Source organism: Pseudomonas sp. LAIL14HWK12:I7, assembly GCF_000483465.1.
Taxonomy (GTDB): domain Bacteria; phylum Pseudomonadota; class Gammaproteobacteria; order Pseudomonadales; family Pseudomonadaceae; genus Aquipseudomonas; species Aquipseudomonas kermanshahensis.
The window spans coordinates 77,495-103,843 of sequence record NZ_AXYZ01000014.1 but is presented as its reverse complement, the minus strand read 5'-3'; the positions used below and the strand labels follow the sequence as shown (position 1 = coordinate 103,843).

The window sequence follows — 26,349 nt, the reverse complement described above, 5'->3', positions numbered from 1 at the left end:
GGCCTGGGTCAGCGAGGTGGTGACCAGCAGTGCGACGATGGCCAGCAGGCACAAGCCGGCAAGCAGGGTGATCTTCCACTGGATGGAGAGGCGACGCAGCGACATGAGGGCTTTCCTTTTCGATCAAGGACAACGCCCGCGGTCAGGCGCGGGCGTTGTCGGCAGCGTGGGTCATTCAGCGATGCAGTTCGGTGGCGCAACCCTGAAGGCCTTGGTCAGCCAGGCCAGGTAGATCACCCCGAGCAGTGCCCAAAGCCCGCCGAACATCAACGAGTGCGCGTTCAGGTCCAGCCACAGCGAAACGATGATGCAGAAGCCGATGGTCGGCAGTACCAGGTACTTCAGCTTGTTGGCCAAGCCTTTGCGGTTGCCTTCGCGCAGGTAGCAGTGGTTGATCACCGACAGGTTGACGAAGCTGAACGCGACCAGGGCGCCGAAGTTGATGATCGACGTGGCGGTGACCAGGTCGAAGAAGATCGCCGACAGCGAGATCAGCCCGACCACGGCGATGTTCATCACCGGTGTCTTGTAGCGCGAGTGCAGGCGGGCAAAGATGCTGGCCGGGATTACATTGTCGCGGCCCATCACGTACAGCAGGCGCGAGACGCTGGTCTGAGAGGCCAGGCCCGAGGCGATGGTATTGATCACGGTGCAGGCGATGAACACCGACTGGAACAGCTTGCCGCCCACGTACAGGGCGATCTCCGGCAGGGCGGCTTCCTGGTCATGGAAGCGCGCCATGGTCGGGAAGTAGGCCTGGATGAAGTACGAGACCAGGATGAACACCATCCCGCCGATCAGCGCGGTCAGGAAGATGGCCCGTGGGATGGTCTTGCCTGGGTCGCGGGTTTCTTCAGACAGGCACGTCACTGCGTCGAAGCCCAGGAACGAGAAGCACAGGATGGTGGCACCAGCGGCCAAGGCGCTGAGGTGGGTCTGGTTGTCGGCGAACGGCAGCAGGCTCCAGGTGGTGCCCAGCCCTTCTCCGTGGCCCAGGCCACGCACGCAGAGGTAGATGAACACCGCAATGATCGCGACCTGCACCGCCACGAACAACAGGTTGAAGTGCGCCACCAGGTTGATACTGCGCATGTTGATCAGGCTGATCAGGCTGACGAACCCGGCCACCCAGACCCACGCCGGCACTTCGGGGAACATGGCCGACAGGTAGAGCTTGGCCAGCAAGGCATTGACCATGGGCAGCAGCAGGTAGTCCAGCAGCGATGACCAGCCCACCAGGAAGCCCACGTGCGGGTTGATGGCGCGCTGGGTGTAGGTGTAGGCCGAACCCGATTGCGGGAAGCGTCGTACCAGGGTGCCGTAGCTCACCGCCGTGAACAGGATACCGGCCAGCGCCAGGATGTAGGCGCTTGGCACGTGCCCGGCGGTGATGCCGGAAACAATGCCGAAGGTGTCGAACACGGTCATCGGCGTCAGGTAGGCCAGGCCGATGATCACCACGTGCCAGAGGCGCAGGGATTTGCGGAATTGGTCGCCGCCGGAAGCGCTTTGGTCAGGCTGCATGCTGGCGTGGCTCCTGCGGCTGGACGTGAACGGCGGGCACAGTGAGTTGCGCATGCGGCAAGGGCGAGCGGGTGGGCTCCATGTTGTTCACCTTTATTGTTCGGAGCAGAGGGAGGCGCGTGCGAGGCGCCGGTTGTTCTTTGTGGGGTGGGCGCGGTGCAAGTGGTGAAAATAAAAAACGATGGGTAGGTTGGTGTCAAGTTAAACATGACAAGATGTTGCCAAACTGAAATATTTATCGATTTCAATAGGGTTTTGTTCAGTTTTTGCGCGGTTTTTTGCGGTTTTGATCGATTTAGATGTTCGTAAAATTGAACAAATAGGATGTTTCCTATGGGCCTATCAGACGGGTCCTAAAAGCGGGATTTCTCGGCTTCGTCCACCACCTGCCAGATGCTGCGGTGATATTCTTCAGGCCTTGCGTGGCACCTTGGTCACGTGTAAGCCCTTATGGACAGCATTCGGTTCTATTCATGAAGAAATCAGTAGGCATCCTTACCGGCCTGGCTATCGCCATTGCCGTCGCAACCACCGCTGGCGCCTGGTACACCGGCGAGCGCTTGCCTGCGGAGCTGGAATATTCCGTCAACCGCAGCAACGCCGAACTGAAAAAAGCCCTGGTGGGCGTCGGTGGCAGCCTGACCGTCGAACTGGTCTCGCTGGATCGGCACTTCTTCAGCAGTACCGCCCAGTACCGGCTCAAGGCCAAGGACATCAACCTGGGCGACGACGAAGTGGTCAGTTTCGATGTAGGCATGACCGACCAGATCGAGCATGGCCCATTCCCGTGGTCGCGGGTCAAGGCACTCAAGCTGATGCCCGTGCTGGCTGTCAGCAACAGCACCCTGCAGAAGGACGATTTCACCGCCCCCTGGTTCGCGGCAGCGGGCGAACAGGCGCCGGTCAGCGCGCAGACCAGCCTGGGCTACGGCGGCAACGTCGACAGCACGGTCCTGCTGGCCCCGCTCAAGGTCAACGAAACCGACGGCAACAGCCTCGCGTTCTCGGGCATGCAGTTGCAGCTCAGCGGCGACCGCGAAGGCAAGGCGACGAAATTCCAGGGCAGCGCCGAGCGCTTCGAAATGAAGTGGGTGCACGACGATCAGCCGCCTGCCACCTTCGAGCTGAAGGGCTTGAAGGTCGACGGCGACCTGGCCGCCACCCAGCACGATGCGATCTATGTCGGCAAGGTCGACCTGTCGCTGGCGGAAACCAAGGTGACCTTGGGGCCCAAGCAGCAGGTGCTGTCGATCAAAGGCTTTGAGCAGAAAGCCCAGCAAGCCCTCGACGGCCCGGACACCGTCGGTGGGCGCGCGGATTACACGCTGGCGGATATCACCTGGGACGGCCGCGCCGTCGGCAATGCGCAGATGGCCGTGAGCATCAAGTCGGTCAATGCGCCGGCGCTGCAAGCGCTGTCGCACTGGTACCAGGCGCACTTGCCGGAGTTCGAGGCTGCGGCCGCAGCGGGCCAGGCAGTACCACAGATCCAGATGGGCGAAGCCGAGAAGGCCAAGTTCCAGGCTGACCTGCAGCAGCTGCTGGCCTCCAAGCCCAAGCTCGCGGTAGAAAACCTGTCGTTCAAGACCGCCAACGGCGAGAGCCGCTTCAACCTGGCAATGGACTTCGCCAGCCCGGCCTCCTTCGACCTGCCGCCCGACCAGCTGAGCAAACAACTGATCACCGAGGTCAAGACGTCGCTGTCGCTGTCCAAGCCGATGATCGGTGACCTGGCAACTTTGCAGGCTCTTTTGGAAGGGCAGACCGATGCCCAGGCCATCGCCATGCAGTCGAGCCAGGCAGGTGAAATGGTTGGCATGATGGCGCTGCAGAGCGGCATGGCCACGGTGCAGGGCAACGACGTGGTGACCCGCCTGCACTATGCCGATGGCATGGTCGACTTCAATGGCCAGAAGATGACCGTAGAAGAGTTCGCCATGCTGATGTCCATGCGTCTTGCCGCCTTGCAGCCGCAAGGTTGATTCGCTAAGCCTGCCCCGGCCCGTTCGCCGGGGCAGGCTGCATAAAAACCCCTTTTGAATTCCCTCGATTGTCTGTAGCCTTCGGCGTCCGATAATAATCCGCGCCCGCAGAGGGCCGTGATGGCCTGCGCGCCGTCCGGCGCCCTTAGCCGATCTGCCAGGGCCGGGTGATACACTCGATTTGATGCGCGCACGCGCTTGCAGGTCCAGCGATCATGACCCAGATTTCCGAACGCCTGTTGGTTCAGGCCCACCTCGACGCCAAACAGCTCAACCCGCTGACAGCCGAGCAGGAGGCCGAATACCGTGCGGCCATCGCTGCCGAGCTCAAGGCCCAGAACGCCGTGCTGGTCGCCCATTACTACTGCGACCCGGTGATCCAGGCGCTGGCCGAAGAAACCGGCGGCTGCGTATCCGACTCGCTGGAAATGGCCCGCTTCGGCAAGAACCACCCCGCCGAAACCGTGGTCGTCGCCGGCGTGCGCTTCATGGGTGAGACGGCAAAAATTCTCACCCCCGAAAAACGCGTGCTGATGCCCACCCTGGAAGCCACCTGCTCCCTCGACCTGGGTTGCCCGGTCGAAGCGTTTTCGGCGTTCTGCGACCAGCACCCGGAACGCACCGTGGTGGTGTATGCCAATACCTCGGCGGCCGTGAAGGCCCGTGCCGATTGGGTGGTGACCTCGAGCTGCGCACTGGAGATCGTCGAAAGCCTGATGGACAACGGCGAGACCATCATCTGGGGCCCGGACCAGCACCTGGGCCGTTACATCCAGAAGCAGACCGGTGCCGACATGCTGCTGTGGGACGGTGCGTGCATCGTCCACGAAGAATTCAAGTCGCGTCAGTTGGCCGACATGAAGGCGCTTTACCCGGATGCCGCGATTCTGGTCCACCCCGAATCGCCGGAATCGGTGATCGACCTGGCTGACGCGGTTGGCTCCACCAGCCAGTTGATCAAAGCCGCGCAGACCCTGCCGAACAAGACCTTCATCGTCGCGACCGACCGCGGCATCTTCTACAAGATGCAGCAGCTGTGCCCGGACAAGGAATTCGTCGAGGCCCCGACTGCCGGTAACGGTGCCGCGTGCCGCAGCTGCGCGCACTGCCCGTGGATGGCGATGAACACGCTGGAGCGGGTGTTGGAATGCTTGCGCACGGGCAGCAACGAGATTTTTGTTGACCCGGCGTTGGTGCCCAAGGCGATCAAACCGCTTAACCGCATGCTGGATTTCACCCAGGCGGCGCGCTTGAAGCTTTCGGGTAACGCCTGAAAATGCTGGGGCCGCTCTGCGGCCCATTCGCAGCACAAGGCCGCTCCTACAGGGGAATGCGATCTCCTGTAGGAGCAGCCTTGTGCTGCGAATGGAGCGCAAAGCGCTCCCGAAAAACTCAGCGCCCCATCATCTCCCTGACCATCCGCTGCTGCTCCATGACCTCGCGCTGGCGCTGATCGATCTGTGACGCCAGCGGGAAGTTGCTCCCCGCACGACGCTTGGCGTAATCCAGCTGCTGGATAGCCTGGTCGAAGTCACCGACCAAGGTGAAGTACTCGGCACGCGCCCGGTGCAAGCCGATGGTGTTACCCGACAACCCCCTCACTTCGGCAACGTCGTACCACACATCCGGATCATCCGGCCGGCTCTTGAGCAGGTCGTTCAGTACTTTTTCCGCTTCAGCTGGCTTGTTCTGCTTCACCAGCAGGTCGGCCCGCACCTGTTTCAGCGGGTAGTTGCCCGGGTACAGCCCCTGCATGCGCTCGGCACGCTGCTGAGCGTCAGCGAGGCGGTTGTTGGTGATGTCCAGGTCGATCTGCGCGAGGTTATAGGTAATGTCGTTGGGCGCTTTGGCCAGCAACGGCTTGAGCAGTTCGCGGGCTTCGTTGAGCTGGCCGCCCTTGATCTGCGCCAGGGCCAGGCCATAACGTGCGGCGTCCAGTTTGGGGTCTTCATCCAGCTGGGCGCGGAAGCGCTTGGCGGCAAGGCCTGGGGTGCCTTCGTAGGTGAGGGCCACGCGGGCGCGGATCAACTGGTAGCGCTGGGTGTCTTCGATGCCGCCCTTGGGCGCCTGCTCGGCGCGGTTGCGGGTGTCGGCAACGCGCGACTCGGTAACCGGGTGAGTCAGCAGGAATTCTGGCGGCTTGGCATCGTAGCGGTACTGGCGCGCCAGGCGCTCGAACATGCTTGGCATGTTGCGCGGGTCGTAGCCGGCCTTTTCCAGGTTCTGGATACCGACGCGGTCGGCTTCCTGCTCGTTTTGCCGCGAAAAGCGCCGCTGCTCTTGGATCGCCGCCGCCTGGGTGCCGGCAATCATGCCGATGCCAGCGTCGCCAGCGCCCCCGGCCGCCAGCACGATGCCAGCCAGCAGTGCTGCCATCATGGGCAGTTGCATGCGTTGCTGGGCTTCGACGCCACGGGCAAAGTGGCGCTGCGACAAGTGCGCCAGTTCGTGCGCCAGTACCGAGGCGTATTCGCCCTCGGTCTGGGCATTGAGGAACAGGCCGCCGTTGACCCCGACGATGCCCCCAGGGGCGGCGAATGCGTTGAGCTCGCGGCTGTCGATCAGGATGAATTCCAGGCGTCGGTCCTGCAGCTGGCTGGTTTCTGCCAGGCGGTACACGCTGGTTTCGACGTAGTCCTTGAGCTGCGGGTCGTTCAGCTGATTGACCTGGCCACGCAACAGGCTGAGCCAGGCGCGGCCGAGCTGGTGTTCCTGCTGCGGCGAGACGATCGCAGAGCTGGCATCACCCAGTGATGGCAGGTCGTCAGCATGGCCGGGAAGGGCCATCAGGCAGGCCAGCGTCAACAGGGTAGGGCGCAGTAGATTCATGCACGAAGCTCGCGTCGGGTCAAAGGCCTCTACTGTAGCCCGCTCACACGTTGGCGACCAGTGGCGGTATCCTAGCGGGCCTGTTACCAAAGACGTCTACCCGCGTGTGGAGAACCCCTGATGAGTGACACCCTGACCTGCGACGCCGAACTCGACGCCAGCGGGCTGAACTGCCCGCTGCCACTGCTGAAGGCGAAGATGGAACTCAACCGCCTGGCCAGTGGCGCGGTGCTCAAGGTGATTGCCACCGATGCCGGCTCGCAGCGTGACTTCCGCACTTTTGCCAAGCTGGCCGGTCATACCCTGCTGCACGAAACGGCCGAGGCCGGTACCTACACCTACTGGCTGCGCAAGGCCTGAGTCTTAACCAAGGATCGTCAATGTTCAAAGTGCTTCGCGACTGGATGCAGCGCTACTTCTCCGATGAAGAAGCGGTGGTGCTGGCGGTCCTGCTGTTTCTGGCGTTTACCGCGGTACTGACCTTGGGCGGCATGCTCGCGCCGGTGTTGGCGGGGATGGTCCTGGCGTTCCTGATGCAAGGCCTGGTCAATGCCCTGGAGCGTCTGCGCGTGCCTACTCGGCTGGCGGTGGCGGTGGTGTTCGCGTTGTTCATGGGGGCGCTGGCGGTCATCCTGCTGGTGCTGGTGCCGTTGCTCTGGCACCAGCTGATCACCCTGTTCAACGAGTTGCCCGGCATGCTCGGCAAGTGGCAGTCGCTGTTGTTGCTGCTGCCTGAGCGCTACCCACACTTGGTGTCGGATGAGCAGGTGTTGCGAGCTATCGAGTCGGTGCGCGGTGAAATCGGTAAGTTCGGCCAATGGGCCCTGACCTTCTCGCTGTCGAGCCTGCCGCTGCTGGTCAACGCCATGATCTACCTGGTGCTGGTGCCGATCCTGGTGTTCTTCTTCCTCAAGGACCGGGAAATGATCGCCCGCTGGGTCAGTGGTTATCTGCCACGCCAGCGCACACTGTTGAACCGGGTGGGCAGCGAGATGAATCGGCAGATTGCCAACTACATCCGTGGCAAGGGTATCGAGATCCTGATCTGCGGGATTGCCACCTACATCGCCTTTATCAGCCTGGGGCTCAACTATGCCGCGCTGCTGGCGCTGCTGGTGGGCTTGTCGGTGGTGGTGCCTTATGTGGGCGCGGTGGTGGTGACGGTGCCGGTGACGCTGATTGCCTTGTTCCAGTGGGGCTGGGGGGACCAGTTCATCTACCTGATGACGGTGTACGCGATCATTCAGGCACTGGATGGCAACGTGCTGGTGCCGCTGCTGTTTTCCGAGGCGGTCAGCCTGCACCCGGTGGCGATCATCTGCGCGGTGTTGTTGTTTGGTGGGCTGTGGGGCTTTTGGGGGATCTTCTTCGCGATCCCGCTGGCGACGCTGTTCAAGGCCGTGCTGGATGCCTGGCCGCGGCAGGAGCCGAGTGTTTCGCCACTGCTTTGAATGACATTGGGGCCGCTTTGCGGCCCATTCGCAGCACAAGGTTGCCGTTGTAGGAGCAGCCTTGTGCTGCGAATGGGGCGCGAAGCGGCCCCAACCTATCTCAAGCCTTGTTCAAAGCCTGGGCCGCCGCCAAAACGGCCTCCACATGCCCTGGTACCTTCACCCCACGCCATTCCTGGCGCAGCACACCGTCCTTGTCGATCAGGAAGGTGCTGCGGTCCACGCCCATGTATTCCTTGCCATACAGCTTCTTCAGCTTGATCACGTCGAACAGCTGGCACAGGGCCTCGTCCTTGTCGCTGATCAGCTCGAACGGGAAGCCTTGCTTGGCCTTGAAGTTCTCATGCGACTTGATGCCATCGCGCGACACGCCGAACACCACGGTGTTGGCTGCGGCAAAGGCGTCATGCTGGTCGCGGAAACCCTGGCCTTCGGTGGTGCAGCCCGGGGTGCTGTCCTTCGGGTAGAAGTACACCACCACCTGGCGGCCCTTGAGCTCGGCGAGGCTGACCGTCTGGCCGCTGGTGGCCTGGGCCTGGAAGTCGGCAACGGGTTGGTCGAGTGCTACGGCCATAGGGGCTTCCTTACACGGGGTTCTGTGGGCGCCAAGGCTCGATCAGCGCATCCAGGTTCAAGGCATCGGCAAAGTCCAGGAACTGGTCACGCAGCCAGCTGATCTGGGTGCCGGCGGGCAGGATCACGGTGAACTGGGCATTGAGCATGCTGCTGCCGGTTTGTGGCGCCAGGTAGGTGTCGCAGGTCATGGCTTCGAGCTCGACGCGGTGGTCGAGGAAGAACTGGCACAGCTCATTGATGATGTCCGGGCGGTAGGCCGCACTGACATAGGCCACGTAAGGCAGCGCCTGCGGGCGCACCTCCTGGTCGGCGCTGCGCACCACATCGAGGGTCAGGCCGTGCTTTTTGCCCAGGCCCGGCAGGGAAGCTTCAAGACGCGCCAGGGCGTCCCAGCTGCCACCGACCTGCAGCACCAGGGCGCTGGTCTCGCCATGGCGGCTCAGGCGCGAAGTGACGACCGCGCAGCGGTTTTCGAAGGCAGCGCGGCTGAGGACGTTGGCCAGTTCCATGGGGTTTGGGCCCAGGGCACTGATGACAAGGAATTGTTCGCGGACGGTGGGGGTGGACATGCAGCATTCCTAAAGCGATGAGCGGTCGGTGCAGGACAGGCAAAAGCCTCCAGTCGGCAGGGCCCGGGGCTCGCATGCGAGGTCGTGGACGCCGGCGGGGAGCAAGGTCGACGGCCCGGCGGGCCGCGCTGCACCGATCAAAGGGCCAAGGGTAGCGAAATAAGCCGCCGAGGGGAATGCTCCGCCCGCCTGCTTCGCTTGTGCAAGGCCGATGCCCCCAGTACCATTACCGCTCTCTTTTTCCGGCAGGAGCAGTTACATGATTGCGGGCAGTATGGTGGCATTGGTCACTCCCATGGATGCACAAGGGCGTCTTGACTGGGACAGCCTCGGCAAACTTGTAGACTTCCACCTGGAAAACGGCACTCATGCGATCGTCGCCGTCGGCACCACCGGCGAGTCGGCCACCCTGACTGTTGAAGAACACATCGAGGTCATCGAATTTGTTGTCAAACGTGTCAATGGCCGCATCCCGGTCATCGCGGGCACCGGCGCCAACTCCACGTCGGAAGCCGTGCACCTGACCCAGAACGCCAAGAACGCTGGCGCCGATGCCTGCCTGCTGGTCGTGCCGTACTACAACAAGCCGACCCAGGAAGGCTTGTACCAGCACTTCAAGCACATCGCCGAAGCCGTCGACATCCCGCAGATCCTCTACAACGTGCCCGGCCGCACTTCGTGCGACATGCAGGCCGAGACCGTGATCCGCCTGTCGACCGTGCCGAACATCATCGGCATCAAGGAAGCCACCGGCGACCTGACCCGCGCCAAAGCCATCCTCGATGGCGTCAGCAAGGACTTCATCGTCATGTCCGGCGACGACCCGACCGCTGTCGAGCTGATCCTGCTGGGCGGCAAGGGCAACATCTCCGTGACCGCCAACGTCGCCCCGCGCGAAATGGCCGATCTGTGCGAGGCCGCCCTTGAGGGCAATGCCGAGAAGGCCCGCGCGATCAACGAAAAACTCATGCCGCTGCACAAAGACCTGTTCTGCGAAGCCAACCCGATTCCGGTGAAGTGGGCGCTCGTTGAAATGGGCCTGATGCACAAGGGCATTCGCCTGCCGCTGACCTGGCTGAGCGAAGGCTGTCACGAAAAAGTCCGTACTGCCTTGCGCCAGTCCGGCGTACTGGTTTAATCGAGGAAGTACACCGCATGAAGCGACTGGCTGGTCTTTCCGCCCTTGCCCTGATCATTTCCAGCACCAGCGGTTGCGGCTGGCTGTGGGGCGACGAGGGTTATTTCCGCGACCGCGGCAGCGATTACCTGCAGGCGCACCCGACTGCGCCGATGCAACTGCCGCCGGACGCCAGCAACGTCAAGCGCCTCGACCCGCTGTTGCCTATTCCGCGTAACGTTGCTGATGACCGTGCCACCGGCGAGTTCGAAGTACCGCGCCCGCAGCCCCTGACTGCGGGTGCCGAAGTCAGCGATTTCAGCCTGCAGCGCAGCGGCAACAGCCGTTGGGTCCTGGCCCAGCGCTCGCCCGCCGAAGTTTGGCCGGCAGCCCGTCAGTTCTTTGAAGACAATGGCTTCCGCATTGCTGAAGAGCGCCCACAGACTGGCGAATTCAACACCACCTGGCAGCGTTTCGACGAACTCTCCGCGTCACTCGGTCAGCGCCTGGCGAGCACCGCCAGCAGCGCAGACAGCGAAGTGCGCGTGCGTGTACGCATGGAGCCCGGCGTGCAACGCAACACCTCCGAGGTGTACATCGTCAGCGTCGAGCGCCCGGCCGGCAGCACTGCCGAGCCTGGTTTCCCGTCCTCGTCCAGCAACACTGGCGCCGATGCCCTGCTGGTCGACGAAATGCTTGCCAGCATGAACCGCAGCGCCGAGAAGGGCGGGTCGGTCTCGCTGCTGGCCGCACGCGATTTCGATGCCCCGAGCCGCGTCAGCCTGAGCGAAGACGGCAGCGGCAACCCGGTGCTGTACCTGGGCGCCGACCTGGATCGTGCCTGGTCCAGCGTAGGCCGCGCCTTGGAGCAAGGTGGCGAGTGGCGTGTCGAAGACATCAACCGCAGCTTAGGCCTGTACTACATCAACCTGTCCGAAAAGCCTGACGACAAGCAGAACGAGCCGGGCTTCTTCAGCCGCCTGTTCGGCAGTGCGCCGTCCAAGGAAGAGCGTGAAGCCCGTGCCGAACGCTACCAGGTGCGCCTGAGCAAGGTCGGTGAAAGCGTGCAGGTAACGGTCGAGAAAAACATCAACACCGTGGCTCCGGCCGATGTCGCCCGCCGCGTGCTGAGCGCCATTCAGGACCACCTGGGTTAAGTGCGCTTCGCGGTACTCGGAAGCGGCAGCCAGGGAAACGGCACGCTGATCGCCAGTGGTGACACGCTCATCCTGGTCGATTGCGGGTTTTCCCTGCGTGAAACCGAGCGGCGCCTGGCGCTGCTCGGGGTCAGCGCAGCACAGCTTAGCGCCGTGCTGGTCACCCACGAACATGCCGACCACGTGCATGGGGTGGGGTTGCTGTCGCGGCGCTACAATGTACCGGTCTACCTTAGCCAAGGGACCTTGCGCGGCCTGCGCAAGCCGGTGGAGGTGGCCGGTTTTCTCGCGTGTGGCGACAGCCTGCGCATCGGTGGCCTGGAGGTGACGGCGGCGCGCGTCGAACACGACGCCTACGAGCCGTTGCAGTACGTGTTCAGCGACGGCCGACGGCGTTTCGGCATGCTCACCGACCTGGGCTCGTACGATGCGTTGTTGCTGGAGCGCTACCAAGGCCTGGATGCCTTGTTGATCGAGGCTAACCACTGCCGTGACCTGCTGGCGCGCGGGCACTACCCGGCCTTCTTGAAGCTGCGGGTGGGTGGCGCGCAAGGGCATTTGAACAATCACCAGGCTGCGCGCCTGGTGGACGAGTTGGGCTGGAGCAACCTGCAACACCTGGTGCTGGCCCACCTCAGCAGCAAGAACAACCTGCCACAACTGGCCCGCCAGTGCTTCGTCGACACCCTTGGGTGCGACCCGGACTGGCTTCAGGTGGCGAATCAGGAACACGGGCTCGACTGGCGCGAAATCGCCTAGCCCAACTACTCAAGCAAGCGGAGCCCATCATGGAAAAACGCGAAGAACTTTACCGCGGCAAGGCCAAATCGGTTTACAAGACCGACGACGCCGACCGCTTGATCCTGCTGTTCCGCAACGACACCTCGGCGTTCGACGGCAAGCGCATCGAACAGCTCGACCGCAAAGGCATGGTGAACAACAAGTTCAACGCCTTCATCATGCAAAAGCTCGAAGAAGCCGGCGTGCCGACCCAGTTCGACAAGCTGCTGGGCGACAACGAGTGCCTGGTGAAAAAGCTCGACATGATCCCGGTCGAGTGCGTGGTGCGTAACTACGCCGCGGGCAGCCTGGTCAAGCGCCTGGGCGTGGAGGAGGGCATCAAGCTGGAGCCGTCCACCTTCGAACTGTTCCTGAAGAACGACGAGAAGGGCGACCCCTTCATCAACGAATCCCACGTTGTCGCGTTCGGCTGGGGCACCGCCGAGCAGCTGGTCGAAATGAAAAAGCTGTCGCTGAAAGTCAACGAAGTGCTGAACAAGCTGTTCGATGACGCCGGCCTGCTGCTGGTCGACTTCAAGCTGGAGTTCGGCGTCTTCCACGGCCAGATCGTCCTGGGCGACGAATTCAGCCCAGACGGCTGCCGCCTGTGGGACAAAGAAACCCGCAAGAAGATGGACAAAGACCGCTTCCGTCAGGGCCTGGGCGACGTCATCGAAGCCTACGAAGAAGTTGCCAAGCGCCTGGGCGTGCCGCTGTAAGCGGCCCGTTCACGCAAGCGCCTGATACCACGCGAATTTTTTTGAAATAAAGGTTTGCGTTTCATAAATTCGCTGGTATGATGCGCGCCATTGGAGAGATGCCGGAGTGGTCGAACGGGACGGATTCGAAATCCGTTGTACTGGCAACAGTACCTAGGGTTCAAATCCCTATCTCTCCGCCATATATGTGGTAGATGAAGCCCCTGAAAACGATGAGTTTTCAGGGGCTTTTTCGTTGGTCTCTAATACGCCCTCATCGGTCGCCTGGTCGGCGTCATAAAAGACGTCACCTTGGTCTAGGCGGCATCTTTTACGCTAGATGCTTATCAAGCGGCCTAACCGTTAACTCCACTCCCAGGGCAAGCATGAGCTTTTGAACTGTAGCGAAACGAGTCTTGTCGCCACCTTTGAGTGTTTTATAAAGAGATTCTCGGTTTACCCCGGCATCCTGAGCGAACTGGTTCACGCCCCTTGCTTTTGCCACTTCTCCCATGGCGTGCATCAAGACCTGAGCGTCGTTAGCCTTCATCGCTTCAGCTAGAAACGCGGCAATGGTTTCAGGGCTATCAAGGAACCGAGAGGCTTCGAAAGGCTTGGTATTGCTCAAATCTAGATCGAGGATTGGCATCTCGTCGTGATGGGCTGTGTTACTCATGATTTTTACCTCGCAGGGCGTCAAGAATTTCCTTCGCTCGTTTAATGCTTCTGGATTGAGCCGTCTTATCACTGCCGTAGAGCATCAGGTAGCGGGTTGTGCCTGTACGCACGTAGTAGTGAGATAGCCATCTTGATGATGGCGCCTTGGCGGAGAGGTTCGATGCCTTCGTTGCCTGTCCCTAAAGCTTCATCATCCCCAGTTCCGCATCATCAAGCAGCGCTTTGGCCATCGCGCTCAGGTAATGCGAAGCCCAGATCAACTTCTGATCGCCCTCCATCAACCCTGTCAGGGTCATGTCGCGTACATAGCCCATCAGCTCGGATGCCTGTTCGCGGGCGCTTTGGCAGCAGATGCCTGGCTCGATGCGAAAGAGTGGGTGGGTTTGGTTTTCGCCTTGGTAGAACGTTGTCAGGCCGACCGTGGTGGGCGGCTTTGGGGTGGCTGTAGTCGTCATTTAACTCCCTGAAATCTTTAGTGCCGGGTCTGGCCCCTTCGCGGGTGAACCCGCTCCCACAGGTATGGAGAAGAGCCCTGTGGGAGGGGTACGCAGCTACTCGAACGTTCAATGCACCGTGCCCGGCGCTGCGGGGATGTGCGGCTGCATCTGCAATTGCATCAATGCGGACTCAACCAGGCTTTGTACTGCCTCCATCTCGTGGATGACTGCCTGCATCACGATCGAGTTGGGGGAGGTGGGCTTGAGTTGCACTGATTGGCGGGCTACAGACAGGGCACAGAGGACGTACTCTGTGGATTGGATCAGGGTGTCCTGCAATATCTGCGAGGAATTGAGGGAGTAGGGCGGATCGGGGACTATCTTGCGCATGAAAGCTCCTTGGGTAAGTGGAGCTGCCTGGCAACGCTGTCAAACGAATGGAGGCAGCTATACACAGGTTGACAGACCGGTACCCAAGCAACCCGGCGCACACGAATGTGCCCTATGTACAGCCGCCATGAAGCGCTGCAGCGGAAACTTGGGTTGTCGGCCTGTCAAAGCCAGTCGTTGATTTGGCAACGACACGGCGAGACTAGAGCGCGACCCAAGCACTCGCAACAGTTTGAGCGGATCGGCAGTATGTTTGGGAAATGGACTGCAAGATAGGGGAAAAAACTGAAGGTTAGCTGTAGGGCGGATGGCTGATTCGCCATCCTTTACAGTTCAAGAAATGACAACTGCGCTCTTCTGTTATTTATGCGTTTTGGGTAAACCTGGGGCCGCTTTGCGGCCCATCGCAGGCAAGCCAGCTCCTACAGGTAAAGCGCAAGCCTTGAAGGCAGTGCAGTACCTGTAGGAGCTGGCTTGCCTGCGATGGGCTGCGCAGCAGCCCCGGAAATCTCGAATCAGCGCATCGCCGCCAGCTTGATCCCGAACCCAACCAGGCAAACCCCCGCCAACCGCTCGAACAGGTTGGCAATCCGTGGGTTCGCGCGCATGCGTTCGGCCAGCTTGTGGGTCAATACCACCGCAATCAGCCCATACAGGAACGTCACCACCGCCACGGTCGCCGCCAGAAAGCCAAAGGTCAGCAACCCCTGGTGCTTCACCGGGTCGACGAACAGCGGGAAAAACGCCATGTAGAACATGATCGCCTTGGGGTTGAGCAAGGTGATCATCATCGTCTGGCGCAAGTAGTGGCCGTTGTCCATGCGGCTTGCACGCGGGGCGCCGCCGGGTTTGCTCAGCACCATGCGCAGGCCCAGGTAGGCCAGGTACGCAGCCCCCGCCCATTGCACCACGTGGAAGGCGGCAGGGTAGGCGGCAAGTAAGGTGGCCACGCCGGCCACGGCCAGCCACAGCAGCACCTGGTCACCCAGGATTACCCCGAAGGTCGCCGCCAAGCCGGCCTTGATGCCACCCTTGCCCGTGGCCGTGATCAAGGCAAAGTTGCCTGGGCCAGGGATGGCCAGGACGATGATGAAGGCGATGACGAAGGCGCCGTAGTCGGTAACACCCAGCATGGGGGGGACTCCTGTAATAGTGCAGGTGCAAGGCAGAACTACAGACTATCTTCCCCGGCGGCTTACTTTTCAACTGTCGGTTAATGCTGCGATAACGCGACGTATTGTTACATCGAGCCCTCTGTGACTTGGATCCAATGCTTTGGTTCTGTATGATCCGGGCGCCATCAGTACGATGGCCGACGATTCATTTAAAGGACTTAGTATGAAAAAGCTGTTGAAAGCCACTGTTGCCGTTGCTGTCGTTTCGGGCGTTGCCCTGCTGTCCGGCTGCACTGGTCAAGTCTACAACCAGCAGAAGAACTGCTCGTACGACTACCTGTTCCACCCTTCGGTTTCCATCTCCAAGGTCATCGGTGGCTGCGGCCCGATCGATAAACTGCCTCAGCCGCAGTAATCTTGGCGATACGCTGATCGCGACGCTTGCGGCGTGATCCAAGGACCCCGGTCATGCAGATGCCCGGGGTCTTTTGTTTAAGGGATCACCAGCGCAACGAAACGGTACCGAGCAAGGTCCGCTCTTCACCCCAGTAGCAACGCCCGGCGTTGTTGCAGCCTGCTACATACTCTTTGTCGAACAGGTTGCGGGCATTGACCTCGACTGACCAATTTTCGTCGAGGGTATACCCCACCTTGGCATCCACCAGCGTGACATCACCGGTATCGAGCTTGCCGTACAGGCTCGCCGGGTATAAGCGAAGGTGCTGTCGAAGTGACGCACGCCACCGCCGATCTGCAGCCCCTTCAACAGCCCGTCACGAAAACGGTAGGTGCTCCACACCGATGCCTGGTTGCGCGGCACGCCGGTCATCTGGTGGTCTTCATACAGCGAGCCCGCCACGTCCTTGGTTATGCGCGAATCGGTGTAGGTGTAGGCCGCAGTGAGGTTGAGGTTTTCGCTCAGGTCGCTGTTGAGCTCCAGCTCCACACCCTTGGCGCGGCTGGCGCCGATCTGGCGGTAGTCGCCGACGCTTGAGTCGAACAGCACATCGTCCTTCTTGCGCAGGTCATACACCGACGCGGTAAAGGCGGTGTTCCAGCCCTTGGGCTCGTACTTGATACCCACTTCGTACTGTTCGCTGGTGGTCGGGTCCAGCGGGCCGCTCTTGCTCTCGGTCTGCTGGGTGGGGGCAAAGGCAGTGGAGTAGCTGAAGTACGGCGACAGGCCGTTTTCGAACTGGTACATCACGCCAGTCTGCCAGGTGAAGTCGCTGTCCCAGCTGTCCATGTCGGCTTGTGCATTGAGGGTACCGGCCTTGTTGCGGAACTGGCTGTTGACCCGGTCCAGGCGCCCGCCGAGCAGCAACACCCAGTTGTCGACCTTGGTTTGCAGCTGGCTGTAGAGGCCGTACATGGTCTGTTCGAGCAAGGCGTTCTGCACGTGTAAAGGCGTGCTTGGCTTGCCATTCCAGACCGGGTTGAACACGTTGATGGTGCCGCCGTTGCCGGCATCCCAGTCCTGGTTGAACGAAGTGCGGTCAAGGCTCGCCCCCAGCAGCAGGGTGTGCTCGAACTCACCGTTGTCGAAGTGGCCTTCGAACTGGTTGTCCAGCGAGTAGGCGATGGACTTGTTGTAGCGGTCGTAGGCAGTGTTGCCCAAGGTGGTGCCGAAGCCGCCGTTGTTCAGGCTGCCTGGCCACATCTCCTGGCGGTCGATGCGCGACTGCATATAGCGCGAATTCTGGCGGAACTGCCAGGTGTCGTTGAAGCGGTGGCTGAACTCATAGCCCAGGCTCCAGGTTTCGCGTTCGAAGTTGTCCCAGTCCGGGTTGCCGGACAGCTGGTCCTTGTCGATCTTGCCGTTGGGGTTGTGCAGCAAGGTGCCGGCTGCGGGGTAGCCCAACTCCATCAAGGTGCGGTCGCGCTGGTAGGTGGCCAGCACGGTCAGGCTGTTGAACTCGTCGAAGTTCAGGGTCAGCGACGGGGCGATGTAGAGGCGGTCATCAGGCTGGTGATCGACCTGGGTATCGGCGTTGCGGCCCATCATTACCAAGCGGCCAAGCACATTGCCTTCATCGTTCAACGGGCCGGAGACGTCGACACCCAGCTGGCGGCGGTTGTGCGAGCCATAGCTCAGCTGCACTTCGCCGCGGGCCTCGGCGGTCGGCCGTTTGCTTACCAGGTTGACCACGCCACCTGGGGCGTTCTCGCCGTACAGGATCGAGGTCGGGCCGCGGAACACTTCCACCCGCTCGAGGCCATAGGGTTCGCTGCTGGTGTCGTAACGGTTGCCTTGCACCCGCAGGCCATCGCGCAGCAGGCCGTAGCCATAGTCGGTGGCGTTGAAACCACGGATGAAGAACAGGTCGCCCGCCTGGCCGTCACCGCCGGCAAAGGGTGGGGAGAAGATGCCCGGTACATAGCCGAGCACTTCGGTGAGGGTTTGCGATTGCTGGTCGTCCATGCGCTGGCGCGTCACCACCGAGACCGAGCGCGGGGTGTCGGCCAGGGCGCTGCTGGTCTTGCTGGCCGTGGCGCTGGAGACGGCACGGTAGCCCGTGTCGCCCTGGCCATTGCTGGCAGCCAGGGTGGCGGCGTTGATGGCGGTGGCATCCAGTTGCAAAGCATTGCCGTCTTCGACCGGTTGCAGCACATAGCCGCTGCTGCCTTGCGGTATAGCCTGCAGGCCGCTGCCTTGCAGCAGACGGGCCAGCCCTTGGGTGACGCTGTAGCGGCCTTGCAGGCCCTGGCTGGTTTTACCGGCGGCCAATGCGTTGCTGCCGGCCAGGTAGATGCCGGCCTGGCTGCTGAACTGGTTGAGGGCGCTGGTCAGCGAGCCGGGGGCGATGTTGAAGGCAGTCTCGGCATTGATCGCTTGTTCGGCGTGCGCCAAGGTCGCCGGCAGCATTAGCGGTGCAGCGGCACAAAGGGAAAGCGGGGCGGCAAGCGCCAGGCGAAAGGCGGGGTGGAGGGGCGTCGGCATGCTGGTCCCTGAGGTCGATACGGTCAGTTGAGGGAGGTTGTGAGGGGTTAACCGAACGAGATTGGGAAAAGGGAACCGGTTGGTGCGGTTTTTTTGCATGAGGACTTTGGGGGGGGTATGGCGCTACAAACCTATCGGCAACCATCCATCAGCCCCACTCCTCACGCCGGCTCGACGCTCACCCACCAGGGCGTCAGCCTTTGCACACGAACCGGCAGCGCGGCCTGCAGCAGGTCGAGTGCGCGGTCGGTATCGTTGAGCGGAAAAGCCCCCATCACCGACAGCTGTGCCACCGACGGGTGCCAGCCCAGGTGGCCATGGCGATAGCGGCCCAGCGTCTGCAACAGCTGCGCCAGGGGCATGTCCTCGGCATTCAGGCGCTGATGAATCCACGACTCGCCCGCGCTCTGCGCCGGGCGCGGCGCGCTGATGCCCTGGGCGGTGAAGACCACCTGCTGCCCGGCCTGGACAATAAGGCGCTCGGCCCGCTTCGCAGTGCACACTTCGACCGCACCGGCGTACACGTCCAGCCGCGTGGTCTCGCCCTGCTGGCACACCGCAAAACGGGTACCGAGGGCTTGCATGCGACCTTGCGCGGTGTCGACAAAAAATGGCCGGCGCGAGTCGGCGGCGGTTTCCACCAGGATTTCGCCAAAACGCAACGTGAGCACGCGGCTCAGCGCAGAGAACTCCAGGTCCACTGCACTCTGGGCGCCCAGCCACAGCTGGCTGCCGTCGGCCAGGCGGGTTTGCCGGGTTTCACCAATGCCGGTGGCAAGGTCGGCACCCCAGCCCGGCAGTGGCGCACCCCGCCAGGCCTGCGAGCCGAGCAGCGAGCTGGCGCCGAGCACCAGCAACGTCTTGAGCCCGGTGCGCCGGCTGAAGCGGCGCGGGTCGTGCTCGCGCAGGGCCCGGCCCGCGGCAGTGCCTTCGGCCTGCAAAGGCGCGAAGCGCTGGCCGACACGTTGCACGTAGTGCCAGGCTGCGCGGTGGTCGCCGTGCTGGTCGAGCCAGTGTTGCCACTGGTGGTGCACCTGCGGGCCGGCGTCCTCGTCCTGCAGTTGCACGTACCAGTGCGCGGCTTCTTGCAAACTGGCGTGGCTGAGTTTCTGTGTGGGTGTGCTCATGGCGTCATTCCACCAGCACGCCGTCGAGTTCGGCTTCAAGAATGGCGCAGTGCAAAAAGGCCTGCGCCAGGTACTTCTTGATCATGCGTTCGCTGACGCCAATGTGCGCGGCGATATCGCGGTAGGCCAGGCCATCGAGTTGTGCCAGCAGAAACGCCTGGCGCACCTTGCCGGGCAAGCGCAACAGCATCGCGTCCACCTCGTGCAGGGTTTCGACGATGATCGCTCGCTGCTCGGGGGAGGGCTGCACGGCTTCGGGCTGCAACGCCAGCTGTTGCAGCCAGGCATGCTCCAGCCGCTGGCGCCGCCAGTGGTCCACGCACAGGCCACGGGCGATGGTGGCCAGGTAGGAGCGTTCAGCGCGCTCCCCATCGAATTGGCGCGGGCGGTTGAGGATGCGCAGGAACGTGTCCTGAACCAGGTCGGCAGCATCGCAACGGCTGCCCAGGCGCCGGTACAAAAAGCCAAGCAACCAGCGCGAATGGCTGTGGTACAGGCTATGGATGGAGGTGTTCAACTCAGGTATCGAAACCACGGCGGCATCCGGCGCGAGCGCGTACTGGTGCGAATGAGAAATGATCGCAATAGTAGGGGTGGCGGAAGAATACTGCAATCGCTGTCGAATATTCCCGCGTGGCTGGGACAACCTGTCGCCTTGACGCGCAGCCCCTCAATTTGTTTGTGCTGGCAATTCAGATACAATCGGAAAAACGTTTCAGCGATGGCGGGTCAATTCGACCATTGGCTGGGCGTTCACTGTTTCTCTTGGCTGCTGACTCCAATGATCAATAACAAGCGCGCGCTGAAGGACAGAACGACACGAGGCCCCGCCTAGGCCTCCCTTACGTGCTAACCATTGGGATTGATCAATGTTCAAGAAAGCTGGCAAGACCTTGCTGGGTCTGGCTGTCGCGGCGAGCGTCATGCAAGCGCACGCGGTAGAAACCAAGAAAGTCGACGTGCTGCTGGTCGGCGGCGGCATCATGAGTTCCACCCTGGCGGTCTGGCTGCACGAGCTGGAGCCGAGCTGGTCGATGGAAATGGTCGAACGCCTGGACGGCGTCGCCGAAGAAAGCTCTAACGGCTGGAACAACGCCGGTACCGGCCACTCCGCGCTGGCCGAGCTGAACTACACCCCGGAAGACAAAGACGGCAACGTCAACATCACCAAGGCCATCGAAATCAACGAAGCCTTCCAGATCTCCCGCCAGTTCTGGTCGTGGCAGGTGCGTCAGGGCGTGCTGAAGAACCCGCATTCGTTCATCAACAGCACCCCGCACATGAGCTTCGTCTGGGGCGATGACAACATCAAGTTCCTCAAGAAGCGTTATGACGCGCTGCAGGCCAGCCCGCTGTTCCGCCCGATGCAGTATTCCGAGGACCACGCGCAGATCGCCAAGTGGGTCCCGCTGATGATGGAAGGCCGCGACCCTAACCAGAAGCTGGCCGTGACCTGGACGCCGATTGGCACCGACGTCAACTTCGGCGAGATCACCCGCCAGTTCGTTGGCCACCTGAAGACCCAGGACAAGTTTGACCTGAAGCTGTCCAGCGAAGTGCAGGACATCACCCGCAACAAGGACGGCTCCTGGCACGTCGAGTACAAGAACCTGAAGGACGGTACCGAATCGGCCACCGACGCCAAGTTCCTGTTCATCGGTGCCGGCGGCGGCGCGCTGAAGCTGCTGCAGAAGTCGGGCATCCCTGAGGCCAAGGAATACGCCGGCTTCCCGGTGGGCGGCTCGTTCCTGGTGACCGAGAACCCGACCGTTGCCATGCAGCACATGGCCAAGGCCTACGGCATCGCCTCGACCGGCGCGCCACCCATGTCGGTACCGCACCTGGACACCCGCGTGCTGGACGGCAAGCGCGTGATCCTGTTTGGGCCATTCGCGACCTTCTCGACCAAGTTCCTGAAGAACGGCTCGTACCTCGACCTGCTGGGCAGCACCACGCTGCACAACGTGTGGCCGATGACCAAGGTCGGTATCGAACAGTACCCGCTGGTGGAGTACCTCGCGGGCCAGCTGATGCTGTCTGACGACGACCGCTTCGAAGCCCTGCGCACCTACTTCCCGAACGCCAAGAAAGAAGACTGGCGCCTGTGGCAGGCCGGCCAGCGCGTGCAAATCATCAAGCGTGATGCCGAGAAAGGCGGCGTGCTGAAGCTGGGTACCGAAGTCGTGGCCTCCGAGGACCGCACCATTGCCGGCCTGCTGGGTGCCTCGCCAGGTGCTTCGACTGCTGCGCCGATCATGCTGAACGTGCTCGAAACCGTGTTCAAAGAGAAGGTGGCGACGCCTGAGTGGCAAGCCAAGATCAAAGAGATCGTGCCGAGCTACGGTACCAAGCTGAATGATTCGGCAGCCGCCACGCAGAAAGAGTGGAACTACACCGCTGAAGTGCTGCAGTTGGAGAAGCCACCCGTGATCGATGCCAGCGTCGATTTCGGTGCTGCGCCAGGCAAAGCGGTTGAAAGCAAGCCTGAGAACGACATGGCGCTGTAAGCGACACTGTTGTGAACGAAAGCCACGGGGGTGACCTCGTGGCTTTTTTATTGCCTGTACCGGCCTCTTCGCGGGTGAACCCGCTCCCACAGGTTAAGCACACTACCTGTGGGAGCGGGTTCACCCGCGAAAGGGCCGGCACCGAAAACCGCTGATCGGAAACCCTGGCGGGAGCCAATAAAAACATATTTTGATGCTTAAATTAATCTTGTCAGTCGATCCCCTCCAGGAGGGTGCCGTCATGAACCTCAAGATTGCTGCCTTACTGCTGCTAGCGCTGTGCGCACAGCCGGCATGGAGCCAGAGTTACTCAACCGCTACCCCCGCCGCCAAACCCGCCCAAGCCGGTGCACTGACCACGCGCCTGGCCCTGCGCGACCTGTGGGTCGAGCACATTTTCTGGGTCCGCAACTACGCCGTGGCCAACCAGGCCGGCAATGCCAAGCAAGCCGCAATTGCTGCCAACGAAGTGGTCGCCGATGCCACCCGCATCGCCAACAGCATTGCGCCGTTGTACGGCCAGACGGCAGCCGACCAGTTGCTCAAACTGCTTGCCGGCCACTGGGGCGCCATCAAGCATTACAGTGACGCCACCGTGGGCAAGGACAAAAAAGGCCAGCAGGCCGCTGTCGATGACCTGACCAGTAACGCCAAGGCGCTTGCCGCGTTCCTGGCCAAGGCCAACCCCAACCTGCCCGAGCAGACCCTGATCACGATGCTCGGCGCCCATGGCGGCCATCATATTGCGCAGATCGACCAGCTTGCCGCTGGCGACTATGCCGGTGAGGCACGCACCTGGGGGATGATGCGCGAGCATATCCTGGCACTGGCGGACGCCTTGACGGCGGCGCTGGTCAAGCAGTTCCCGGACAAGTTCTGATGCTCGAAGGGCTTGGCCGTACCCAACAGGACCTGCTCCATGCATTGCTGCATCAGCCGGCTGGCATGAGCATCGACGACCTGGCGCAGGCCCTGGCCATCACCCGCACCGCCGTGCGTCAGCACCTGGCCGCACTGGAGCGTGACGGCCTGGTGATGCGCGGTGCCACCCGGCCTACCGGGCGCCGCCCGGAGCAACTGCACCAGCTCACCGAGCATGCCCGCGAGCTGTTCCCGCGGCAGTATCCGCTGTTGGCCAATCTGTTGATCGATGAAGTGGCCGGCATCATCGGCCATGACGCCTTGCAGGTGCTGATGCGCCAGTTGGGGCGCAAGCTGGCGGCAGACCTGGAGCGGCAGGTGGTGGATGAAGCGCGCATCGTTCAGCACATGAACACGGCCGGGTATGAGGCCGAGGTGTTCTTTCGCTCAGCCGGGGAGCCGCAGATCGTCGCGCACAATTGCGTGTTCCATCACCTGGCCAAGGCGCACCCGGTGGTGTGTGAGCTGGACCTGGCGCTGATCGGGGCGTTGGGGGGCGCCGAGGTGAGCCATGAAGAATGCATGCTGAGGGGAGGGCAGGTGTGCAGGTTTGCGCTGCGTAAGGAACAGACTTGATGCTGATAGTGCGGGCCTCTTCGCGGGTAAACCCGCTCCCACAGGATCTGCGCCAACTTCAAGTCTGGCGATGTACCTGTAGGAGCGGGCTTGCCCGCGAAGAGGCCCGCACAGCAATCACTGCTGCCGCAGAATGCACGCCAGTAACCCAGGGAACCGTTCGTCGAGCATTTCGCTGCGCAACGAGTTCATGTGGGTCGTGCCGACATTACGCGTATGCACCAACCCCGCATCGCGCAACACGCGAAAATGGTGCGACATGCTCGACTTCGGCCGGCCGCCGTCCAGCTCGCCGCAGCTGGCCTCCGCCACGCCCGCCAAGTGGCGCACGATCTCCATGCGCACGGGGTCGCTCAAGGCGTAAAGCAGGCGCTCGAGGATCAGGTCTTCAGGGTTGGGATGTTTGTAGGCTCGCATGGTCGACATGATAACGGGCCTTTCAATTATTGCCATAGTTCGATTATGATCGAACTATCGTATTCAGATGAACCCGGAGTCCCTCATGTCCGCATTGTTCGAACCCTATACCCTCAAAGACGTCACCCTGCGCAACCGCATCGCGATTCCGCCCATGTGCCAGTACATGGCCGAGGACGGCATGGTCAATGATTGGCACCACGTCCACCTGGCCGGCTTGGCCCGGGGTGGTGCCGGCCTGGTGGTGGTCGAAGCCACTGCAGTCGCGCCAGAAGGGCGCATTAGCCCCGGCTGCGCCGGTATCTGGAGCGACGCCCATGCCCAGGCGTTCGTGCCGATGGTGCAGGCGATCAAAGCAGCAGGCTCAGTGCCGGGCATCCAGATTGCCCATGCCGGGCGCAAGGCCAGCGCCAACCGCCCGTGGGAAGGGGACGACCATATCGCCGCCGACGATGCCCGCGGCTGGCAGACCATCGCCCCCTCGGCCATCGCCTTCGGCGCTCACTTGCCGAAAGTACCGCGCGAAATGACCTTGGACGACATTGCCCGGGTCAAGCAGGACTTCGTCGATGCCGCCCGCCGTGCGCGCGAGGCGGGCTTTGAGTGGATCGAGCTGCACTTTGCCCACGGTTACCTGGGCCAAAGCTTCTTCTCCGAGCATTCCAACCAGCGTACCGACGCCTACGGTGGCAGCTTCGAGAACCGTAGCCGCTTCTTGCTGGAAACCCTGGCAGCCGTACGTGAGGTGTGGCCGGAGAACCTGCCGCTGACCGCCCGCTTTGGTGTGCTGGAATATGACGGTCGCGATGAGCAGACCTTGGATGAGTCCATCGAGTTGGCCCGGATGTTCAAAGCCGGTGGCCTGGACCTGCTGAGTGTCAGCGTCGGCTTCACCATCCCTGAGACGAACATCCCGTGGGGCCCGGCGTTCATGGGGCCGATTGCCGAGCGCGTACGCCGCGAGGCCGGCCTGCCGGTGACGTCGGCGTGGGGCTTTGGTACGCCGCAGCTGGCTGAAGGCGCGCTGAAAGCCAATCAGCTCGACCTGGTGTCGGTAGGGCGTGCGCACCTGGCGGACCCGCACTGGGCGTACTTCGCGGCCAAGGAGTTGGGGGTGGATAAAGCGTCGTGGACCTTGCCGGCGCCTTATGCGCACTGGCTTGAGCGTTATCGCTGAGTGATGCAGGGGGCTGCTGCGCAGCCCAATCGCCGGCAAGCCGGCTCCCACAGGTGGTGCGCATGCCGGCCTCTGTGGGAGCCGGCTTGCCGGCGATTGGGCCGCAAAGCGGCCCCAGGCTTCAAAACCGATCCAACCGATAAGCTTCCATCTGCGGCCCTCTTTCCTGGTCGGCAAGCCGCCCCACCCATTCGGCCGTCACCGCCGCCTGGGTCAACCCCAGGTGCTGATGCCCGAACGCAAGCATCACCCGTCCCTCGCACACTTGGTCGATCACCGGCAATGAATCCGGCAATGACGGCCTGAAGCCCATCCACGGCGTCGCCCCTTCGGCATCGAGATCTTGCTGGAACAAGCCCTTGCTCAGCCGATGTAGCTGCCATGCCCGCTGCATGCTTGGCGGCGCATCGAGCCCGGCGAATTCCACCGTGCCGGCCAGCCGTAACCCGTCGGCCATCGGCGTCATGATAAACTTGCGCTCCAGCGAGGTGACGGCAAAGGGCAGCCGTTGATGTTCACCCGGCAACATCAGGTGGTAGCCACGTTCGGTGTCCAGCGGCACCCGCTTGCCGGTAAGGGCCGCAGTGAGTTTGGCCGAATGCGCGCCGCAACTGATCAACACCTGGCGCGCGTTGAACGTGCCTTGGTCGCTGGCCAGGCTGACGCCGCTGCCGTGCAGGTGCCCGCCGTCAACGTGCGCCTGGACGAAGCGAACCCCACTGGCCTTGGCCGCTTCGAACAGCTCGCAGACCACGCGGTACGGGTCGATGAAATGCCCGGTACGGGGGAAAAACAGCCCGCCCAGGATCGAGCGGCTCAACTGAGGCGCCGTTGCCCGTACGCTGTCGGCCGACCAGTACTCCGCCGGCACCGCCTGCTGCTGCATGCGCGCCTGCAAGGCCGCCAGTGCCTGGCGCGATTCGTTGCGTTCGAACACCAGCAACGACCCCGCTTCCTTGAACAGGTCGCTGCGCTCAATCGAGCCGAGCAACCGCTGCCAGGCCGCCAGGCTGCCTTCGTTCAGCGCACGGATGCCAGCCACGCTGCGCTGAAATGGCGCGGGCCGCAGGTTGAGCAGCAAGCGGGTGAACCAGGGCATGGCCTTGGGCAAGTACTTCCAGTCCAGGCGCAGCGGGCCCATCGGGTCCATCAGCATGCTGGGCAGGCGTTTGAGAATCGACAAGTCGGCAATCGGGAACACCTGCTCGGTGGCCAGGTGCCCGGCGTTGCCGAACGAGGCGCCGTGGCCAGGTGGCTGGCGGTCGATCAGCAGCACTCGACGGCCTTGCCTTGCCAGCTGCAGGGCACAGGCGACGCCGACGATGCCGGCGCCGACCACAGCGATATCAGTTTCAGCAGCGTTGAGCGGCTCGACCATGG

25 protein-coding genes, 1 tRNA gene and 2 pseudogenes are annotated in these 26,349 nt (G+C 62.3%); 14 read left to right on the top strand and 14 right to left on the bottom strand.

The features are described from left to right. Window positions 1–171: 171 nt before the first annotated feature. A complete protein-coding gene (locus tag D886_RS0114725; RefSeq protein ID WP_027594656.1) occupies window positions 172–1,524 on the bottom strand; it encodes an APC family permease in 1,353 nt (450 codons plus the stop codon). A 473-nt stretch (window positions 1,525–1,997) separates the two neighbouring features. On the opposite strand from D886_RS0114725, the gene D886_RS0114720 reads away from it, so the two are divergent. Both D886_RS0114720 and nadA read left to right on the top strand, forming a co-directional pair. Continuing rightward, window positions 1,998–3,506, top strand: a complete 1,509-nt coding sequence (locus tag D886_RS0114720; protein WP_027594655.1) for a YdgA family protein — start codon at window positions 1,998–2,000, stop codon at window positions 3,504–3,506. A 215-nt stretch (window positions 3,507–3,721) separates the two neighbouring features. Beyond that, window positions 3,722–4,780: a quinolinate synthase NadA gene (nadA, locus tag D886_RS0114715; RefSeq protein WP_027594654.1), complete on the top strand. Its 1,059-nt coding sequence runs from the start codon at window positions 3,722–3,724 to the stop codon at window positions 4,778–4,780. 118 nt (window positions 4,781–4,898) lie between these two features. Here nadA and D886_RS0114710 read toward each other — a convergent pair whose 3' ends face one another. Further along, entirely contained in the window at window positions 4,899–6,335 is a 1,437-nt protein-coding gene (locus tag D886_RS0114710; RefSeq protein WP_027594653.1) for a M48 family metalloprotease, read from the bottom strand. A gap of 120 nt (window positions 6,336–6,455) precedes the next feature. Here D886_RS0114710 and D886_RS0114705 point away from each other — a divergent pair, with 120 nt between their 5' ends. Together D886_RS0114705 and D886_RS0114700 are read left to right on the top strand one after the other, a co-directional pair. Beyond that, window positions 6,456–6,695, top strand: coding sequence for a sulfurtransferase TusA family protein (locus D886_RS0114705; RefSeq protein WP_027594652.1), 240 nt, complete (start codon window positions 6,456–6,458; stop codon window positions 6,693–6,695). A 20-nt stretch (window positions 6,696–6,715) separates the two neighbouring features. Next, window positions 6,716–7,786, top strand: a complete 1,071-nt coding sequence (locus tag D886_RS0114700) for an AI-2E family transporter (protein WP_027594651.1) — start codon at window positions 6,716–6,718, stop codon at window positions 7,784–7,786. A 100-nt stretch (window positions 7,787–7,886) separates the two neighbouring features. Here D886_RS0114700 and D886_RS0114695 read toward each other — a convergent pair whose 3' ends face one another. Next, a complete protein-coding gene (locus D886_RS0114695; RefSeq protein WP_027594650.1) occupies window positions 7,887–8,360 on the bottom strand; it encodes a peroxiredoxin in 474 nt (157 codons plus the stop codon). Between the two features lie 10 nt (window positions 8,361–8,370). Further along, a complete protein-coding gene (locus tag D886_RS0114690; RefSeq protein ID WP_027594649.1) occupies window positions 8,371–8,931 on the bottom strand; it encodes a glycine cleavage system protein R in 561 nt (186 codons plus the stop codon). A 259-nt stretch (window positions 8,932–9,190) separates the two neighbouring features. Between D886_RS0114690 and dapA the strand changes: the two genes are divergently transcribed. The 5 genes from dapA to D886_RS0114665 all read left to right on the top strand — a co-directional run bounded on the left by dapA (window position 9,191) and on the right by D886_RS0114665 (window position 12,886). After that, window positions 9,191–10,069, top strand: a complete 879-nt coding sequence (dapA, locus tag D886_RS0114685) for a 4-hydroxy-tetrahydrodipicolinate synthase (protein WP_027594648.1) — start codon at window positions 9,191–9,193, stop codon at window positions 10,067–10,069. A 17-nt stretch (window positions 10,070–10,086) separates the two neighbouring features. Continuing rightward, a complete protein-coding gene (gene bamC, locus D886_RS0114680; protein WP_027594647.1) occupies window positions 10,087–11,205 on the top strand; it encodes an outer membrane protein assembly factor BamC in 1,119 nt (372 codons plus the stop codon). Next, a complete protein-coding gene (locus tag D886_RS0114675) occupies window positions 11,206–11,964 on the top strand; it encodes an MBL fold metallo-hydrolase (RefSeq protein ID WP_027594646.1) in 759 nt (252 codons plus the stop codon). It begins immediately after the preceding gene. A 29-nt stretch (window positions 11,965–11,993) separates the two neighbouring features. Then, complete coding sequence (purC, locus tag D886_RS0114670) at window positions 11,994–12,704, top strand: phosphoribosylaminoimidazolesuccinocarboxamide synthase (protein WP_008097517.1); 711 nt, start codon at window positions 11,994–11,996, stop codon at window positions 12,702–12,704. 92 nt (window positions 12,705–12,796) lie between these two features. Continuing rightward, window positions 12,797–12,886, top strand: a tRNA-Ser gene (locus tag D886_RS0114665). A gap of 128 nt (window positions 12,887–13,014) precedes the next feature. On the opposite strand, the gene D886_RS0114660 is transcribed toward D886_RS0114665, so the two are convergent. The 5 genes and pseudogenes from D886_RS0114660 to D886_RS0114645 form a co-directional block, all read right to left on the bottom strand. After that, a complete protein-coding gene (locus D886_RS0114660) occupies window positions 13,015–13,359 on the bottom strand; it encodes an addiction module antidote protein (protein WP_027594645.1) in 345 nt (114 codons plus the stop codon). Then, window positions 13,352–13,477: pseudogene (locus D886_RS28585) on the bottom strand (type II toxin-antitoxin system RelE/ParE family toxin); the annotation flags it as partial. The gene D886_RS0114660 and the pseudogene D886_RS28585, both read right to left, overlap by 8 nt. A 63-nt stretch (window positions 13,478–13,540) precedes the next feature. Continuing rightward, window positions 13,541–13,816 (bottom strand): DUF3077 domain-containing protein, encoded by a 276-nt coding sequence (locus D886_RS0114655; protein WP_027594644.1) that lies wholly within the window; start codon window positions 13,814–13,816, stop codon window positions 13,541–13,543. 108 nt (window positions 13,817–13,924) lie between these two features. Then, the gene (locus D886_RS0114650) at window positions 13,925–14,188 is read right to left on the bottom strand and encodes a hypothetical protein (protein WP_027594643.1); all 264 of its coding nucleotides are present in this window, start codon (window positions 14,186–14,188) and stop codon (window positions 13,925–13,927) included. Between the two features lie 515 nt (window positions 14,189–14,703). Continuing rightward, a complete protein-coding gene (locus D886_RS0114645) occupies window positions 14,704–15,321 on the bottom strand; it encodes a LysE family transporter (RefSeq protein WP_027594642.1) in 618 nt (205 codons plus the stop codon). A gap of 205 nt (window positions 15,322–15,526) precedes the next feature. Here D886_RS0114645 and D886_RS0114640 point away from each other — a divergent pair, with 205 nt between their 5' ends. Continuing rightward, window positions 15,527–15,718: a DUF4223 family protein gene (locus D886_RS0114640; RefSeq protein WP_027594641.1), complete on the top strand. Its 192-nt coding sequence runs from the start codon at window positions 15,527–15,529 to the stop codon at window positions 15,716–15,718. Between the two features lie 85 nt (window positions 15,719–15,803). On the opposite strand, the pseudogene D886_RS26995 reads toward D886_RS0114640, so the two are convergent. The 3 genes and pseudogenes from D886_RS26995 to D886_RS0114625 form a co-directional block, all read right to left on the bottom strand. Continuing rightward, window positions 15,804–18,244, bottom strand: a pseudogene (locus D886_RS26995) (TonB-dependent siderophore receptor). A gap of 161 nt (window positions 18,245–18,405) precedes the next feature. After that, window positions 18,406–19,371, bottom strand: coding sequence for a FecR domain-containing protein (locus tag D886_RS0114630; RefSeq protein ID WP_027594640.1), 966 nt, complete (start codon window positions 19,369–19,371; stop codon window positions 18,406–18,408). Window positions 19,372–19,375: 4 nt separating this feature from the next. Continuing rightward, complete coding sequence (locus D886_RS0114625; protein ID WP_027594639.1) at window positions 19,376–19,906, bottom strand: sigma-70 family RNA polymerase sigma factor; 531 nt, start codon at window positions 19,904–19,906, stop codon at window positions 19,376–19,378. A 334-nt stretch (window positions 19,907–20,240) separates the two neighbouring features. Between D886_RS0114625 and mqo the strand changes: the two genes are divergently transcribed. From mqo to D886_RS0114610, 3 genes are all read left to right on the top strand, one after another. Further along, on the top strand, window positions 20,241–21,878 hold the full coding sequence (mqo, locus tag D886_RS0114620) for a malate dehydrogenase (quinone) (protein ID WP_027594638.1): 1,638 nt from the start codon (window positions 20,241–20,243) through the stop codon (window positions 21,876–21,878). 241 nt (window positions 21,879–22,119) lie between these two features. Next, window positions 22,120–22,758 carry a hypothetical protein gene (locus D886_RS0114615; protein WP_027594637.1) on the top strand — a complete coding sequence of 213 codons (639 nt, stop codon included), beginning with the start codon at window positions 22,120–22,122 and terminating at the stop codon, window positions 22,756–22,758. Further along, window positions 22,758–23,375 carry a metalloregulator ArsR/SmtB family transcription factor gene (locus D886_RS0114610; protein ID WP_027594636.1) on the top strand — a complete coding sequence of 206 codons (618 nt, stop codon included), beginning with the start codon at window positions 22,758–22,760 and terminating at the stop codon, window positions 23,373–23,375. Before D886_RS0114615 ends, D886_RS0114610 begins: the two co-directional genes overlap by 1 nt. A 117-nt stretch (window positions 23,376–23,492) precedes the next feature. Here the strand turns inward: D886_RS0114610 and D886_RS0114605 are convergent, their stop codons facing one another. Then, entirely contained in the window at window positions 23,493–23,828 is a 336-nt protein-coding gene (locus tag D886_RS0114605; protein ID WP_027594635.1) for a helix-turn-helix transcriptional regulator, read from the bottom strand. A 49-nt stretch (window positions 23,829–23,877) separates the two neighbouring features. Here D886_RS0114605 and xenA point away from each other — a divergent pair, with 49 nt between their 5' ends. Further along, on the top strand, window positions 23,878–24,969 hold the full coding sequence (gene xenA / locus D886_RS0114600) for a xenobiotic reductase XenA (RefSeq protein ID WP_027594634.1): 1,092 nt from the start codon (window positions 23,878–23,880) through the stop codon (window positions 24,967–24,969). 121 nt (window positions 24,970–25,090) lie between these two features. Here xenA and D886_RS0114595 read toward each other — a convergent pair whose 3' ends face one another. Then, on the bottom strand, window positions 25,091–26,347 hold the full coding sequence (locus tag D886_RS0114595) for an FAD-binding oxidoreductase (protein ID WP_027594633.1): 1,257 nt from the start codon (window positions 26,345–26,347) through the stop codon (window positions 25,091–25,093). Window positions 26,348–26,349: the final 2 nt, after the last annotated feature.

Coding starts and splice junctions, on each gene's coding strand:
- mqo (WP_027594638.1), top strand. CDS start 20,241: ATGTTCAAGAAAGCTGGCAAGACCTTGCTGGGTCTGGCTGTCGCGGCG.
- dapA (WP_027594648.1), top strand. CDS start 9,191: ATGATTGCGGGCAGTATGGTGGCATTGGTCACTCCCATGGATGCACAA.
- D886_RS0114690 (WP_027594649.1), bottom strand. CDS start 8,931: ATGTCCACCCCCACCGTCCGCGAACAATTCCTTGTCATCAGTGCCCTG.
- D886_RS0114655 (WP_027594644.1), bottom strand. CDS start 13,816: ATGACGACTACAGCCACCCCAAAGCCGCCCACCACGGTCGGCCTGACA.
- D886_RS0114725 (WP_027594656.1), bottom strand. CDS start 1,524: ATGCAGCCTGACCAAAGCGCTTCCGGCGGCGACCAATTCCGCAAATCC.
- D886_RS0114660 (WP_027594645.1), bottom strand. CDS start 13,359: ATGAGTAACACAGCCCATCACGACGAGATGCCAATCCTCGATCTAGAT.
- D886_RS0114695 (WP_027594650.1), bottom strand. CDS start 8,360: ATGGCCGTAGCACTCGACCAACCCGTTGCCGACTTCCAGGCCCAGGCC.
- D886_RS0114700 (WP_027594651.1), top strand. CDS start 6,716: ATGTTCAAAGTGCTTCGCGACTGGATGCAGCGCTACTTCTCCGATGAA.
- D886_RS0114605 (WP_027594635.1), bottom strand. CDS start 23,828: ATGGCAATAATTGAAAGGCCCGTTATCATGTCGACCATGCGAGCCTAC.
- xenA (WP_027594634.1), top strand. CDS start 23,878: ATGTCCGCATTGTTCGAACCCTATACCCTCAAAGACGTCACCCTGCGC.
- D886_RS0114630 (WP_027594640.1), bottom strand. CDS start 19,371: ATGAGCACACCCACACAGAAACTCAGCCACGCCAGTTTGCAAGAAGCC.
- D886_RS0114640 (WP_027594641.1), top strand. CDS start 15,527: ATGAAAAAGCTGTTGAAAGCCACTGTTGCCGTTGCTGTCGTTTCGGGC.
- D886_RS0114710 (WP_027594653.1), bottom strand. CDS start 6,335: ATGAATCTACTGCGCCCTACCCTGTTGACGCTGGCCTGCCTGATGGCC.
- D886_RS0114615 (WP_027594637.1), top strand. CDS start 22,120: ATGAACCTCAAGATTGCTGCCTTACTGCTGCTAGCGCTGTGCGCACAG.
- bamC (WP_027594647.1), top strand. CDS start 10,087: ATGAAGCGACTGGCTGGTCTTTCCGCCCTTGCCCTGATCATTTCCAGC.
- D886_RS0114720 (WP_027594655.1), top strand. CDS start 1,998: ATGAAGAAATCAGTAGGCATCCTTACCGGCCTGGCTATCGCCATTGCC.
- D886_RS0114610 (WP_027594636.1), top strand. CDS start 22,758: ATGCTCGAAGGGCTTGGCCGTACCCAACAGGACCTGCTCCATGCATTG.
- D886_RS0114595 (WP_027594633.1), bottom strand. CDS start 26,347: ATGGTCGAGCCGCTCAACGCTGCTGAAACTGATATCGCTGTGGTCGGC.
- D886_RS0114705 (WP_027594652.1), top strand. CDS start 6,456: ATGAGTGACACCCTGACCTGCGACGCCGAACTCGACGCCAGCGGGCTG.
- nadA (WP_027594654.1), top strand. CDS start 3,722: ATGACCCAGATTTCCGAACGCCTGTTGGTTCAGGCCCACCTCGACGCC.
- D886_RS0114650 (WP_027594643.1), bottom strand. CDS start 14,188: ATGCGCAAGATAGTCCCCGATCCGCCCTACTCCCTCAATTCCTCGCAG.
- D886_RS0114645 (WP_027594642.1), bottom strand. CDS start 15,321: ATGCTGGGTGTTACCGACTACGGCGCCTTCGTCATCGCCTTCATCATC.
- purC (WP_008097517.1), top strand. CDS start 11,994: ATGGAAAAACGCGAAGAACTTTACCGCGGCAAGGCCAAATCGGTTTAC.